The sequence below is a fragment of the Burkholderia sp. PR2 genome (assembly GCF_052372875.1).
Lineage (GTDB): Bacteria > Pseudomonadota > Gammaproteobacteria > Burkholderiales > Burkholderiaceae > Burkholderia > Burkholderia diffusa.
Window position 1 is genome coordinate 585,582 of the sequence record NZ_JBQRWH010000004.1, and the last position, 12,706, is coordinate 598,287.

At 66.5% G+C, this 12,706-nt stretch carries 11 protein-coding genes; 8 read left to right on the plus strand and 3 right to left on the minus strand.

Annotated features, from left to right (window positions below; translation table 11 throughout):
* Position 1 precedes the first annotated feature (1 nt).
* Both ACT2FV_RS19930 and ACT2FV_RS19935 read left to right on the plus strand, forming a co-directional pair.
* Positions 2–1,273 carry a glutamate-5-semialdehyde dehydrogenase gene (locus tag ACT2FV_RS19930; protein WP_124624826.1) on the plus strand — a complete coding sequence of 424 codons (1,272 nt, stop codon included), beginning with the start codon at positions 2–4 and terminating at the stop codon, positions 1,271–1,273.
* A gap of 17 nt (positions 1,274–1,290) precedes the next feature.
* Positions 1,291–1,713, plus strand: a complete 423-nt coding sequence (locus ACT2FV_RS19935) for a CopD family protein (RefSeq protein WP_108064730.1) — start codon at positions 1,291–1,293, stop codon at positions 1,711–1,713.
* Between the two features lie 84 nt (positions 1,714–1,797).
* Here the strand turns inward: ACT2FV_RS19935 and ACT2FV_RS19940 are convergent, their stop codons facing one another.
* The gene (locus ACT2FV_RS19940; protein WP_059608236.1) at positions 1,798–2,646 is read right to left on the minus strand and encodes a MurR/RpiR family transcriptional regulator; all 849 of its coding nucleotides are present in this window, start codon (positions 2,644–2,646) and stop codon (positions 1,798–1,800) included.
* A gap of 293 nt (positions 2,647–2,939) precedes the next feature.
* Between ACT2FV_RS19940 and edd the strand changes: the two genes are divergently transcribed.
* The 4 genes from edd to ACT2FV_RS19960 all read left to right on the plus strand — a co-directional run bounded on the left by edd (position 2,940) and on the right by ACT2FV_RS19960 (position 7,584).
* On the plus strand, positions 2,940–4,796 hold the full coding sequence (edd, locus tag ACT2FV_RS19945) for a phosphogluconate dehydratase (protein WP_444504639.1): 1,857 nt from the start codon (positions 2,940–2,942) through the stop codon (positions 4,794–4,796).
* Between the two features lie 19 nt (positions 4,797–4,815).
* The gene (gene eda / locus ACT2FV_RS19950; protein WP_124624832.1) at positions 4,816–5,442 is read left to right on the plus strand and encodes a bifunctional 4-hydroxy-2-oxoglutarate aldolase/2-dehydro-3-deoxy-phosphogluconate aldolase; all 627 of its coding nucleotides are present in this window, start codon (positions 4,816–4,818) and stop codon (positions 5,440–5,442) included.
* Positions 5,443–5,705: 263 nt separating this feature from the next.
* The gene (locus tag ACT2FV_RS19955) at positions 5,706–7,067 is read left to right on the plus strand and encodes a GntP family permease (RefSeq protein ID WP_059535304.1); all 1,362 of its coding nucleotides are present in this window, start codon (positions 5,706–5,708) and stop codon (positions 7,065–7,067) included.
* 13 nt (positions 7,068–7,080) lie between these two features.
* The gene (locus ACT2FV_RS19960; RefSeq protein ID WP_151050965.1) at positions 7,081–7,584 is read left to right on the plus strand and encodes a gluconokinase; all 504 of its coding nucleotides are present in this window, start codon (positions 7,081–7,083) and stop codon (positions 7,582–7,584) included.
* An 82-nt stretch (positions 7,585–7,666) separates the two neighbouring features.
* On the opposite strand, the gene ACT2FV_RS19965 is transcribed toward ACT2FV_RS19960, so the two are convergent.
* On the minus strand, positions 7,667–8,314 hold the full coding sequence (locus ACT2FV_RS19965) for a TetR/AcrR family transcriptional regulator (protein WP_059608240.1): 648 nt from the start codon (positions 8,312–8,314) through the stop codon (positions 7,667–7,669).
* 265 nt (positions 8,315–8,579) lie between these two features.
* Between ACT2FV_RS19965 and ACT2FV_RS19970 the strand changes: the two genes are divergently transcribed.
* Complete coding sequence (locus ACT2FV_RS19970; protein WP_059608241.1) at positions 8,580–10,001, plus strand: NAD(P)/FAD-dependent oxidoreductase; 1,422 nt, start codon at positions 8,580–8,582, stop codon at positions 9,999–10,001.
* A gap of 76 nt (positions 10,002–10,077) precedes the next feature.
* On the opposite strand, the gene purB is transcribed toward ACT2FV_RS19970, so the two are convergent.
* Complete coding sequence (gene purB / locus ACT2FV_RS19975) at positions 10,078–11,466, minus strand: adenylosuccinate lyase (RefSeq protein ID WP_059608242.1); 1,389 nt, start codon at positions 11,464–11,466, stop codon at positions 10,078–10,080.
* Between the two features lie 265 nt (positions 11,467–11,731).
* Between purB and ACT2FV_RS19980 the strand changes: the two genes are divergently transcribed.
* Positions 11,732–12,685: a LysR substrate-binding domain-containing protein gene (locus ACT2FV_RS19980; protein ID WP_124624844.1), complete on the plus strand. Its 954-nt coding sequence runs from the start codon at positions 11,732–11,734 to the stop codon at positions 12,683–12,685.
* Positions 12,686–12,706 lie beyond the last annotated feature (21 nt).

The following is a 12,706-nucleotide window of genomic DNA, read 5'->3' on the forward strand; positions in this document are numbered from 1 at the left end:
GATGGATATCGACCAGTACATGACGGACCTGGGCCGCCGTGCCCGGCACGCTTCCCGCGCGATGGCGCGCGCCAGCACGGCCGCGAAGAACGCGGCGCTCGACGCCGTGGCCCGCGCGATCGAGCGCGACGCGCAGGCGCTGAAGGATGCGAATGCACGCGACGTCGCCCGTGCCCGTGAAAAGGGGCTCGATGCGGCGTTCATCGACCGCCTGACGCTGTCGGACAAGGCGCTGAAGACGATGGTCGAAGGCCTGCGCCAGGTTGCGTCGCTGGCCGATCCGATCGGCGAGATCGGCAATCTCAAGTACCGCCCGAGCGGGATCCAGGTCGGCCAGATGCGCGTGCCGCTCGGCGTGATCGGCATCATCTACGAGTCGCGCCCGAACGTGACGATTGACGCGGCCGCGCTGTGCCTGAAGTCGGGTAACGCGACGATCCTGCGCGGCGGCTCCGAGGCGCTCGAATCGAACGCGGCGCTCGCGAAGCTGATCGGCGAAGGGCTCGAGGCGGCCGGCCTGCCGCAGGATGCCGTGCAGGTCGTCGCGACAGCCGATCGCGCGGCGGTCGGCAAGCTGATCACGATGACCGAATACGTCGACGTGATCGTGCCGCGCGGCGGCAAGAGCCTGATCGAGCGCCTGATCAACGAGGCACGTGTGCCGATGATCAAGCACCTCGATGGTATCTGCCACGTGTACGTCGACGATCGTGCCGATCTCGCCAAGGCGCTGACGGTGTGCGACAACGCGAAGACGCACCGCTACGGCACCTGCAACACGATGGAAACGTTGCTCGTTTCGAGCGGCATCGCGGCGACGCTGTTGCCGCCGCTCGGCAAGCTGTATCGCGACAAGCAGGTCGAGCTGCGCGTCGATCCGGCCGCGCGCGCGGTGCTCGCCGAGGCGGGCATCGGGCCGCTCGTCGACGCCACCGACGAAGACTGGCACACCGAATATCTCGCGCCGGTGCTCGCGATCAAGGTCGTCGACGGCCTCGACGCGGCGATCGAGCACATCAACCATTACGGCTCGCACCACACCGATGCGATCGTCACCGAGGATCACGACCGCGCGATGCGCTTCCTGCGCGAAGTCGACTCGGCCAGCGTGATGGTCAATGCGTCGACGCGCTTCGCGGACGGCTTCGAATTCGGCCTCGGCGCGGAAATCGGCATCTCGAACGACAAGCTGCACGCACGCGGCCCCGTGGGCCTGGAAGGGCTCACGTCGCTGAAGTACGTCGTGCTCGGGCACGGCGAAGGCCGTCAGTAACGCGAGGCGCACAACCGATGGCAATGCTCTGGGTCAAGACGTTCCACATCGTTCTGATCGCCGCGTGGTTCGCGGGGTTGTTCTACCTGCCGCGCATCTATGTGAACCTGGCCATGGAGACCGATCCGGCCGCGGTGCGGCGCCTGCTGCTGATGGCGCGCAAGCTGTTCCGCTTCATGACGATGATCGCCGTGCCGGCGCTCGCGTGCGGGCTGTGGCTCTGGCTCGTGATCGGCATCGGCCAGGGGCAGGGCTGGATCCACGCGAAGGTGACGGTGGTGCTGCTGCTCGTCATCTACCACGCGTATTGCGGACACTTGCTGCGGGTGTTCGAGCGCGGAGAGAACAAGCGCACCGACAAGTGGTATCGCGTGTTCAACGAGCTGCCGGTGCTCGGCATGCTCGTGGCGGTCGCGCTGGTCGTGATCAAGCCGTTCTGAACTTTCCGGCGGCCGCATGCCGGCAGTCGATCGACGCGCAACGGCGCCCCTCGGGGCGCCGTTTTCATTTGCGCGTCGTATGCGTCATTCCTTCGTCGGGTCGTCGATCCGGCGGCGCGTGATCGCTTCCTTCGCGCGGCCGACGCGCTCCATGAGCGCGGGCCCGCGCGACAGCGCAACGCCGACCGCGAGGATGTCGCCGATCGCGAGATGCGACATCCGCGACGTCATCGGCGAGAACACGTCGGTTTCCTCGGCCACGTTCGACGCGAGGCTCACCGTCGCGAGCTTCGCGAGCGGCGAGTGGCTCTGCGTGATCGCGACGACTTTCGCGCCGCACGCGAGCGCGGAGCGCGCGGCATCGACGATATCGCGCGTGCGGCCGGTATTCGAGATCGCGACGACGACGTCGTGCGGCCCGAGCAGCGCCGACGACATCGAGAACGTGTGCGGGTCCGAATACGCGACGCTCGGCACGCCGAGCCGAAAGAACTTGTGCTGGATGTCCTGCGCGGCGATGCCCGAGCCGCCGGCGCCGTAGAACTCGATGCGCGACGCGTTCGACAGCAGGGCGATCGCGTCGGCGACGCTGCCGGCCGACAGGCTGTTGCGCACTTCGATCAGCGCGCCGATCGTGCGGTCGAACACCTTGCCGATGATGCCGGGCGCAGGCTCGTCGGGCTCGACGTCACGATAGACCGACGACACGCCCGGCGCGACGCTCTGCGCGAGCCGGATCTTGAATTCGCGAAAGCCGCTGCAGCCGAGCGCCTGGCAGAAGCGCGCGATGGTCGGCTGGCTGACGCCCGCGCGGGTCGACAGCTCGGTCATTGCGAGGTCGAGCACCTCGCGCGGCGCGGCGAGAATGTAGTCGGCGAGCTTGCGCTCGGACGGGCGCAGGTCGGCGCGGATCGCTTCAATGCGAGGCAGCATGGGACGGCGAATGGAAATCGGGTTCGGATGAGCGAGTGTATCGCAATCGAATTGTAGAAAATCTACATGAAAATGCTAGCTCCATCGTCAGCGATTTTCTAGACGACAAATGCTCAAGATTAGGGTTTTCACTAGGTAAAGCCTTGCTGGTGGCGGGAATGATGGTTGCGCGCATGTCGATCTGCATTGCATGCTTGTAGTTTTTCTACTAGACTGGCTTCGTTCGGTCGACGCACTCGACCGTCCCCACGATTCCAACCGCCGGTGTCGTCCGGCATACAGGAGCGCCCAGCATGACGTCGCTGCACCCCACCCTGGCGAAAGTCACCGAACGCGTGATCGCCCGCAGCCAATCGACCCGTTCCGCCTATCTGCAGCGCATCGACGGCGCGCAAGGCAAGTTCCCGGCGCGTGGCGCATTGTCGTGCGCGAACCTCGCGCACGGCTTCGCGGGTCTCGAAGGCAGCGACAAGTTCCAGATCAAGGCGATCCGCGAGCCGAACATCGGCATCGTGTCCTCGTACAACGAGATGCTGTCCGCGCACGCGCCGTACAAGGACTTCCCTGACATCATCAAGGTCGCCGCACGCGAGAACGGCGGCGTCGCGCAGTTCGCGGGCGGCGTGCCCGCGATGTGCGACGGCGTCACGCAGGGCAATCCGGGGATGGAGCTGTCGCTGTTCTCGCGCGAGGCGATCGCGATGGGCACGGCGATCGCGCTCACGCACAACATGTTCGACGCGGCGCTCTGCCTCGGCATCTGCGACAAGATCGTGCCGGGCCTGCTGATCGGCGCGCTCCAGTTCGGCCACCTGCCGACCATCTTCGTGCCGGCCGGCCCGATGACGAGCGGCCTGTCGAACGACGACAAGGCGAAGATCCGCCAGCAATTCGCGACCGGCCAGGTCGGCCGCGACGCGCTGCTCGAAGCGGAATCGGCCGCGTATCACGGCCACGGCACCTGCACGTTCTACGGCACCGCGAACAGCAACCAGATGCTGATGGAGCTGATGGGCCTGCACCTGCCGGGTTCGGCGTTCGTTCATCCGCACACGCCGCTGCGTACCGCACTGACCGCCGAAGCCGCGCGCCGCGTGCTCGACCTGACGGTCGAGCGCGGCCAGTACACGCCGATCGGCCATGTGATCGACGAGAAGGCGATCGTCAACGGGATCGTCGCGCTGCTCGCGACGGGCGGCTCGACCAACCACACGCTGCACCTCGTCGCGATCGCGCGCGCGGCCGGCATCCTGATCGACTGGAACGATTTCGACGAGTTGTCGGCGGTCGTGCCGCTGCTCGCGAAGATCTACCCGAACGGCAAGGCCGACGTGAACCATTTCCACGCGGCGGGCGGCGTCGCGTTCCTGGTGCGCAACCTGCTCGAAGGCGGGCTGCTGCACGAAGACGTGACGACCGTCGCAGGCAAGGGCCTGTCGCATTACACGAAGGAGCCGAAGCTGATCGACGGCAAGCTGACGTGGGTCGACGGCACTGCCGAGAGCCACGACACCAAGGTGCTGCGCGGTATTCGCGACCCGTTCCAGCCGGACGGCGGCCTGCGCCTGATGCAGGGCCGGCTCGGCCGCGGCGTGATCAAGATTTCGGCGGTCGCGCCCGAGCACCGCAAGGTGACCGCGCCCGCGATCGTATTCGATTCGCAGGAAGCCGTGCAGGAGGCCTTCGATCGCGGCGAGATGAAGCGCGATTTCGTCGCGGTCGTGCGCTTCCAGGGCGCGCGCGCCAACGGGATGCCCGAGTTGCACCGTTTGACGCCGCTGCTCGGCGTGCTGCAGGATCAGGGCTTCCACGTCGCGCTCGTGACCGACGGCCGCATGTCCGGTGCGTCGGGCAAGGTGCCGGCCGTGATCCACGTGTCGCCGGAAGCGCTGCTGGCCGGCCCGCTCGGCAAGGTCAAGACGGGCGACACGCTCGTGATCGACGCGGAAGCCGGCATCCTCGACATCGAGGTCGACGACGCCGAGTGGCAGGCGCGCCCGGTCGCGCAGCCGCTGCACCAGGCCGAGAACGAGGTCGGTTTCGGGCGCGAACTGTTCGGCGTGTTCCGCGCGGCGGCCGCGCCGGCCGAGCAGGGCGCATCGGTTTTCGGGGCGCTGGTCGGCGAAGCGGCCGTCCGCGTCTCTGCATGAATTTCAAGGAGCGAATTTGATGAAGACGATTGCTGAAATCGTGAAGCTGGGCCCGGTGATTCCGGTGCTCGCATTCGACTCGGTCGAGCAGGGCGAACATGTGTCGCGCGCGTTGCACGCGGGCGGCGTCAAGGTGCTCGAGATCACGCTGCGTACGCCGGCGGGCCTCGAGGCGATCCAGCGCGCGAGCCAGCTCGCGGACGACATCGTCGTCGGCGTCGGCACGATCACGAAGCCCGAGCACTGCGCGCAGGCGAAAAAGGCTGGCGCGAAGTTCGGCGTGTCGCCGGGCCTGACGAAGGACCTGCACCTCGCGTCGCTCGACGCCGGCCTGCCGCTGCTGCCGGGCGTGATGACGCCGAGCGACATCATTCAGGCGCTCGAATTCGGCTACGAGATCGTCAAGTTCTTCCCCGCGCAGCAGGCCGGCGGCGTGCCGATGCTGCAGGCGTTCCACGGCCCGTTCCCGGCGCTGAAGTTCTGCCCGACGGGCGGCATCACGGTCGATACCGCGCCGAATTTCCTGAAGCTGCCGAACGTCGTGTGCGTCGGCGGTTCGTGGCTCACGCCGAAGGCCGCGCTCGCCGCGCAGGACTGGGCCGAGGTCACGCGTCTCGCGCAAGCCGCGAGCCAGCTTCACCGTTAATACTTGTACGAAATGATAAGGGCCTGTTCGCGCCCGTAACGGGGCTTGCGAACGTCACGCCCTTGACCCTCGGCAAACAAGCGCTTGATGCTTGTTTTACCGAGGGTTTTTGCTGATGGAACCGGTTCTATCCGTGGACCGTAAAGATAAGTAAAATTCAGCGTCCTCACGGGGTGGGTGCCCCCCGTGTTTCGGAGACCTGCATAGCCGGGCATACTCGCAACAGCTCGCCCGGTTTCGAACAATTCAAGGAGGAGTGCCACATGGGGGCTGTCCAAGGCAGCATGCTGCTCGTATTCACGCTGATCGCGATTGCCGCGCTGATCCTGATGATCGCGCGCTACAAGATCTACCCGTTCCTGGTGCTGATCATCGTTTCGCTGGGCCTGGGTCTCGTCGTCGGCATGCCGATGGACAAGATCGTCAAGTCGTTCGAAACGGGCACGGGCGGCACGCTCGGCCACATCGCGATCGTCGTCGGCCTCGGCACGATGCTCGGCAAGATGATGGCCGAATCGGGCGGCGCCGAACGGATCGCGACCACGCTGATCGACTGGTTCGGTGAAAAGAACATCCACTGGGCGATGATGTTCGTCGCGATCATCGTCGGCTTGCCGGTGTTCTTCGAAGTCGGCTTCGTGCTGCTGATCCCGATCGCGTTCAACGTCGCGAAGCGCACCGGCAAATCGCTGCTCGTCGTCGGTCTGCCGATGGTGGCCGGCCTGTCCGTCGTACACGGGCTGATTCCGCCGCACCCGGCCGCGCTGCTGGCCGTTCAGCAATACGGCGCCGATATCGGCAAGACGATCGCGTTCGGCCTGATCGTCGGCGTGCCGACCGCGATCATCGCCGGTCCGCTGTTCGCGCTGATGATCTCGAAGTTCGTGAAGCTGCCGGAAAACAACCCGCTCGCAGCGCAGTTCGTCGATACGCACACGGACGGTCGCAAGCGCGAACTGCCGAGTTTCGGCATCACGCTGTTCACGATCCTGCTGCCCGTCGTGCTGATGCTCGTCGGCAGCTGGGCCGACTTGGTGTTCGCACCGAAGTCGCTGCCGAACAACCTGCTGCGCTTTGCCGGCAACTCCGACGTCGCGCTGCTGATCGCCGTGCTGGTGAGCTTCTTCACGTTCGGCAAGCTGCAGGGCTTCAACCGCGACCAGATCCAGAAGTTCTGCGGCGAGTGCCTGGCGCCGATCGCCGGCATCACGCTGATCGTCGGTGCGGGCGGCGGCTTCGGCGGCGTCCTGCGCGACAGCGGGATCTCGCAGCAGATCGTCGAGACCGCGAAGCACGCGCACCTGTCGCCGCTGCTGCTCGGCTGGTTCGTCGCGGCGCTGATGCGTCTGGCAACGGGTTCGGCGACGGTCGCGATGACGACGGCCTGCGGCATCGTCGCGCCGATCGCGGCGGCGTCGGGCGCGGCGGTTCGTCCGGAGCTGCTCGTGCTCGCGACGGGCTCGGGCTCGCTGATCTTCTCGCATGTGAACGACGGCGGCTTCTGGCTGATCAAGGAATATTTCGGGATGACGGTCGGCCAGACGTTCAAGACCTGGTCGCTGCTTGAAACCATCATCTCGGTGCTGGGTCTGAGCTTTACGCTGCTGCTGAGCGTGGTTTTGTAACAAGGGGTAGTCAATGATTCTGATCGCAATGGGCGTGTCGGGTGCGGGCAAATCGCGAATCGGCGAAATGCTGGCAGAACGCCTGTCGTGCAGCTATACCGACGGCGACGCGTTTCACAGCGCGGCGAACAAGGAAAAGATGCACAACGGCATTCCGCTGACCGACGACGACCGCTGGCCGTGGCTGCGCACGATTCGCGCGGCCATCGAGGAGAAGCAGCGTGCCGGCGAGACCGCCGTGTTCACCTGCTCGTCGCTGAAGCGGTCGTACCGCGACGTGCTGCGCGGCACCGATACCGACGTGCGGTTCGTGTATCTGAAGGGTTCGTTCGAGGTGTTGCACGAGCGCCTGAAGACCCGCACCGGCCATTTCTTCGATCCGTCGCTGCTGAAGAGCCAGCTCGACACGCTCGAGGAACCGGGCCCGGACGAAGCGATCGTGGTCAGCATCGAGCTGACGCCCGAACAGATCGTCGATCAGGTCATGCTGAAGATCGGTATCGCGCGGCAACATTGAGCGCGGTTCGCGGCAATCGTCATGCAGCAGTGAAAAAGGCGCCCCTCGGGGCGCCTTTTTTCGTTGGCGATGCGTGAGCCGCTCAGGTCGCGCGGACGTGCTGCGCGATGCCGTCGAGCAGCACGTCCAGCATCGTGTCGTGCACGGCGGCCGGATCGAGTTGCGCGTAGAGCGGGGCGGCCGATTTGACGAGCGGATGCGCGGTATCGGACAGCGCATGCATTTCCGCGAGCTCGACGTCGTTCGCGGGCCGCGTGAGGCCGCCGGCCTCGGCGGCGGCGAGGCCGATCACGCTCGCATACCAGCCGACGCACACGGTCGGCAGTGCGCTGCGCGGGATGCCGGCATCGGCCAGCGCGCGATGCACGGTCTCGATGTGCGCGAGATCGGCCGGCCCGGTGCTCATGTGACGCTGCAGCAGCGCGAACGCGGCGGGGTGGCGCAGCGCGAGCGCGCGGTACTGGCGGGCGAGATCGAGCAGCCGCTCGCGCCACGGCAGTGACGGGTCGACCGGCGCGAGCGAGCGCGACAGCGCGTTCGCGATCGCACGGCTCAGGCCCTCTTTCGACTTGAAGTGATAGAGTACGCTCATCGGGTCGCAGCCGACCGACTGCGCGAGCTTGCGCACGCTGAACGCGGCTTCGCCGACCTCTTCGAGCAGCGCGAGCGCGGCCGCGACGATCGCATCCTTGTCGAGGCCGCGCGGGCCTTGGGCGGGTTTGTCTTTCATGGAAGCGGGATGGCTGCGGCTGTAATCTTGACGAAAGCATATTCTACGCTGTAGAATTATTTCTGCGGTGTAGAAATTGGGTGTCCCGGCACCTTTCAATGCGTGCTTTCGCACGGTCCGGGATCCTGGCAGGCACGAGCGTGCCTGCCGTCAACACGGGCCATCGCGCCCTTTATCTCGTTGACACCCAAGTGGAACCGGCTGCCCCACCCGCGAAGCCTGAATGGCACTTCGACAGGCGGCCCAAGACCATGCAAGTGCAATCATGACTTCCAACCACAAGCCCCTGATCCAGGGCGAATCGCGTTTCGACCAGACGCAACTGAACATCGAAAAGGACAACTGGAACTGGTGCGCGCCGTCCCGTTACGACGGCGAGCGCCCGGCCAACTGGTACGAGGCGTCTCTGTCGCGCCATGAAAACAGCGCGCCGCTCGCGCACGACATGGTGTGCGACGTGCTGGTGATCGGCGCGGGGCTGCTCGGTGCATCGGCCGCGCTGCATCTGGCGGAAGCGGGCGTCGACACGATTCTCGTCGACAAGCATCACGTCGGCTCCGCGGCGTCGGGCCGCAACGGCGGCCAGCTCACGCCGGGCCTCGCGCGCTGGGAAGCAGCCGACATGATCGACCATCTGTCGCACGACGACGCGAAGCGGCTGTGGCGCTTCGCGTCGGCCGAATCGATGGACCTGATCGACGCGATCGGCGCGCGTTACGCACTCGACCTCGATCGCAAGCGCGGCCACATCACGGCGGCGGTCCACCCGGGCCACATGAGCGCGCTGCTCGACGGCGCTGACGCACGCCGCCATCTCGGTGACGCCGGCGTGACGCTCGTCGGCCGCCATCAGCTGCACGACGAATACGTGCGCTCGGGGCTGTATCACGGCGCGGCGATCGACGCGACCGGTGGCCAGCTTCATCCGCTCGCGCTGGTGCGCGGTCTCGTGCACGGCTTCCGGCTGAACGGCGGTGCGTTGTACGAGGGCACCGAGGTGCTGGAGCTCGACGAAACGCCGGCGGGCGTCGTCGCGACGACGCCGGGCGGCACGATCACCGCGCGCCGTGGCGTCGTGCTCGCGCTGCACAACACGACGTTCCGTCTGCTGGACGACGGCACCGCCACCACCGTGCCGTTCTTCACGTATGTCAGCGTGACGGCGCCGCTCGACGTCGACGTCGCGACACTGATGCCGGCCGGCATGCCGGTGTACGACACGCAGTTCCAGATCGACTACTACCGGCCGGTGCGCGGCAACCGCCTGCTGTTCGGCGGGCAGGGCACCGGCACGTGCTGGGCACAGCCCGACGTCAACGCGTATCTGCTGACGCGGCTGAACACGGTGTTCCCCCAGGCCGATGGCCAGTTCGCACTGGACTACTGCTGGAGCGGCGTCAGCGACTTCACGCTGAACGGCGCGACCGACAGCCGCAAGACCGACGGCCGCGTGCCGATGTACATGGTGCAGGGCTGGAGCGGTCATGGCGTCGCGCAGACGGTGCGGATCGGCAAGGCGATCTGCGACGATTTCGTCGGTCGCAACGACGATTTCTCGATGCTGACCGGCATCGATCACCGCGCGATTCCGCTCGGCCGCCAGTTGTCGCCGATCGCGATTCCCGCTGCGAAGGCCGCGATGAGCGTGATGAGCGCACTCAACCCGGGGCGGATGATCTCGTTCTGACCAGCCGCACAGGCAATGAAAAAGCCCGATGCGATTGCTCGCATCGGGCTTTTTTTACGTGCGGAGACGGCGGTGCTTACGCGATCCGCTTCGCGAGTTCGACGGCCTTGCCGATGTACGACGCAGGCGTCATCGCGAGCAGGCGGTCCTTCGCATCTTGCGGGATCGCCAGCGTGCCGACGAATTCCTGCAGCGCTTCGCGCGTGATGCCCTTGCCGCGCGTCAGTTCCTTCAGCTGCTCGTACGGGTTCTCGATGCCGTAGCGGCGCATCACCGTCTGCACCGGCTCTGCGAGCACTTCCCAGCAGTTGTCGAGGTCTTCGTTCAGGCGCTGCGGGTTCACTTCGAGCTTGTCGAGGCCGCGGATCAGCGAGTCGTACGCGAGCAGCGAGTAGCCGAGTGCGACGCCCATGTTGCGCAGCACCGTCGAGTCGGTCAGGTCGCGCTGCCAGCGCGACACCGGCAGCTTGTCGGCGAGGTGGCGCAGCGTCGCGTTCGCGAGGCCGAGATTGCCTTCCGAGTTCTCGAAGTCGATCGGATTGACCTTGTGCGGCATCGTCGACGAGCCGATTTCGCCGGCCTTCGTCTTCTGCTTGAAGTAGCCGACCGAGATGTAGCCCCACACGTCGCGGTCGAGGTCGAGCAGGATCGTGTTCGCGCGCGCGACCGCATCGAACAGCTCCGCCATGTAGTCGTGCGGCTCGATCTGGATCGTGTACGGGTTGAAGGTGAGCTTCAGGCGGTTCTCGATCACGTCGCGCGAGAACGCTTCCCAGTCGAATTCCGGATACGCCGACAGGTGCGCGTTGAAGTTGCCGACCGCGCCGTTCATCTTGCCGAGGATCTCGACCTTCTCGATGCGCGTGATCGCGCGAGAGAGGCGGGCCGCGACGTTCGCGAGTTCCTTGCCGAGCGTCGTCGGGCTGGCCGGCTGGCCGTGCGTGCGCGACAGCATCGGCTGCTCGGCAAGCGCGTGCGACAGCGCGACGAGGCGCTGGTGGACCGTGCGCAGCGCCGGCACGATCACGTGCTCGCGCGCGCCGGCGAGCATCATCCCGTGCGACGTGTTGTTGATGTCTTCGGACGTACACGCGAAGTGGATGAATTCGCTGGCCTTCTCGAGTTCGGCCTGGCCCTTCACCGATTCCTTCAGCCAGTATTCGACGGCCTTCACGTCGTGGTTCGTCACGCGCTCGATGTCCTTGATGCGGGCGGCGTCGTGCGCGGTGAAGCGCTCGGCGAGTTGCAGCAGGAATTGTTCGGACGCGTCCGAGAAGCGCGGGACTTCCGCGAAGCCGGCGCGCGACAGCGCGATCAGCCAGTGCACCTCGACGGTGACGCGGTGGCGCATGAAGGCGGCTTCGGAGAGCCAGTCGCGCAGCGCTTCGGTCTTGCTGGCGTAGCGGCCGTCGATGGGCGAGAGCGCGGTGAGGGCGAAAAGCGTATCGGGACGAGTGTCGGACATGATCGGGCGTGGCCTTGGCGGCCGGTGCGAACGAGGGGAGGAGAATCCGGCATTTTACCATTGGCGCGGGGCGATCCCGGCCGAACCGGTCAGGTCGCCGCCGCCGTGGGCGATCGGCACGCATGCGGCGCCCGGGCGGCGCGCAAGCAGTCCGCCGGCTGGCGCCCGGGCCGGTTCGCCGAGCTGCCCGCCGCGCCGCCGGGCGGGCCCGCCCGCCGGTAGAATGCAGGCTTCTTCCCGACCGCCGCCCGCCGCGCCCGCCTGCATGGAACTGAAATGGCTCGAAGACTTCGTCTCGCTCGCGGAAACGCGCAGCTTTAGCCGGTCCGCCGAACTGCGGCACGTGTCGCAGCCCGCGTTCTCGCGGCGCATCCAGGCGCTCGAGGCATGGCTCGCGACCGAACTGATCGATCGTTCGGTTTATCCGACGCGGCTCACGCAGGCCGGCCAGATCTTCTACGAGCAGGCATTGACGATGCTGTCGCAGGCGCACGAGGCGCGCACGCTGCTGCGCGGCCATGTCGGCGCGCCTGTGCCGACCATCGAGTTCGCGGTGCCGCATACGCTGTCGCTCACGTATTTTCCGCGCTGGCTGCAGCGGATCGAGGCGAAGATGGGGCAGGTCCACACACGGTTGCGCGCGCTGAACGTGCACGACGCCGTGCTGTCGCTGGTCGAGGGTGGCTGCGATCTCGTGATGGGCTACCACCACCCGAGCCACCCCGTCGCGCTCGATCCGGCCCGCTACGACATGCTGGTCCTCGGCAGCGAGCCGATCAGCGCGTTTTCGGCGCCGGGCCGCGCGGGCCGGCCGCGCTATACGTTGCCGGGCACGGCCGAGGCGCGCGTGCCGTACCTGTCTTATACGCCGAATGCGTATCTCGGCCGGATGACCGAAGTCATCGTTGCGAACGCACCGACGCCGCTGTTCCTCGATCGCGTGTACGAAACCGACATGGCCGAAGGGCTGAAGGCAATGGCGCTCGCGGGCCACGGCGTCGCGTTTCTGCCGCACAGCGCCGTCGAGGATGCGGTGGCCAGCGGCCGCCTGATCCGGCTCGACCGGTCCGCGCGTGGCGGCACGCACCCGTACACGCTGACGATGGAGATTCGCCTTTACTGCGACAAGCTCGCGCTGCAGGGCGACGATCCGCGCCAGAAGCTCGTGCGCGCGTTGTGGGAAGTCGTGCGCGACGAATTGCGCGACACGGCCGAATGATGGAGTCGAGCACGGCCGCGC

Coding starts and splice junctions, on each gene's coding strand:
- edd (WP_444504639.1), top strand. CDS start 2,940: ATGACGTCGCTGCACCCCACCCTGGCGAAAGTCACCGAACGCGTGATC.
- purB (WP_059608242.1), bottom strand. CDS start 11,466: ATGTCCGACACTCGTCCCGATACGCTTTTCGCCCTCACCGCGCTCTCG.
- ACT2FV_RS19970 (WP_059608241.1), top strand. CDS start 8,580: ATGACTTCCAACCACAAGCCCCTGATCCAGGGCGAATCGCGTTTCGAC.
- eda (WP_124624832.1), top strand. CDS start 4,816: ATGAAGACGATTGCTGAAATCGTGAAGCTGGGCCCGGTGATTCCGGTG.
- ACT2FV_RS19965 (WP_059608240.1), bottom strand. CDS start 8,314: ATGAAAGACAAACCCGCCCAAGGCCCGCGCGGCCTCGACAAGGATGCG.
- ACT2FV_RS19930 (WP_124624826.1), top strand. CDS start 2: ATGGATATCGACCAGTACATGACGGACCTGGGCCGCCGTGCCCGGCAC.
- ACT2FV_RS19960 (WP_151050965.1), top strand. CDS start 7,081: ATGATTCTGATCGCAATGGGCGTGTCGGGTGCGGGCAAATCGCGAATC.
- ACT2FV_RS19980 (WP_124624844.1), top strand. CDS start 11,732: ATGGAACTGAAATGGCTCGAAGACTTCGTCTCGCTCGCGGAAACGCGC.
- ACT2FV_RS19940 (WP_059608236.1), bottom strand. CDS start 2,646: ATGCTGCCTCGCATTGAAGCGATCCGCGCCGACCTGCGCCCGTCCGAG.
- ACT2FV_RS19935 (WP_108064730.1), top strand. CDS start 1,291: ATGGCAATGCTCTGGGTCAAGACGTTCCACATCGTTCTGATCGCCGCG.
- ACT2FV_RS19955 (WP_059535304.1), top strand. CDS start 5,706: ATGGGGGCTGTCCAAGGCAGCATGCTGCTCGTATTCACGCTGATCGCG.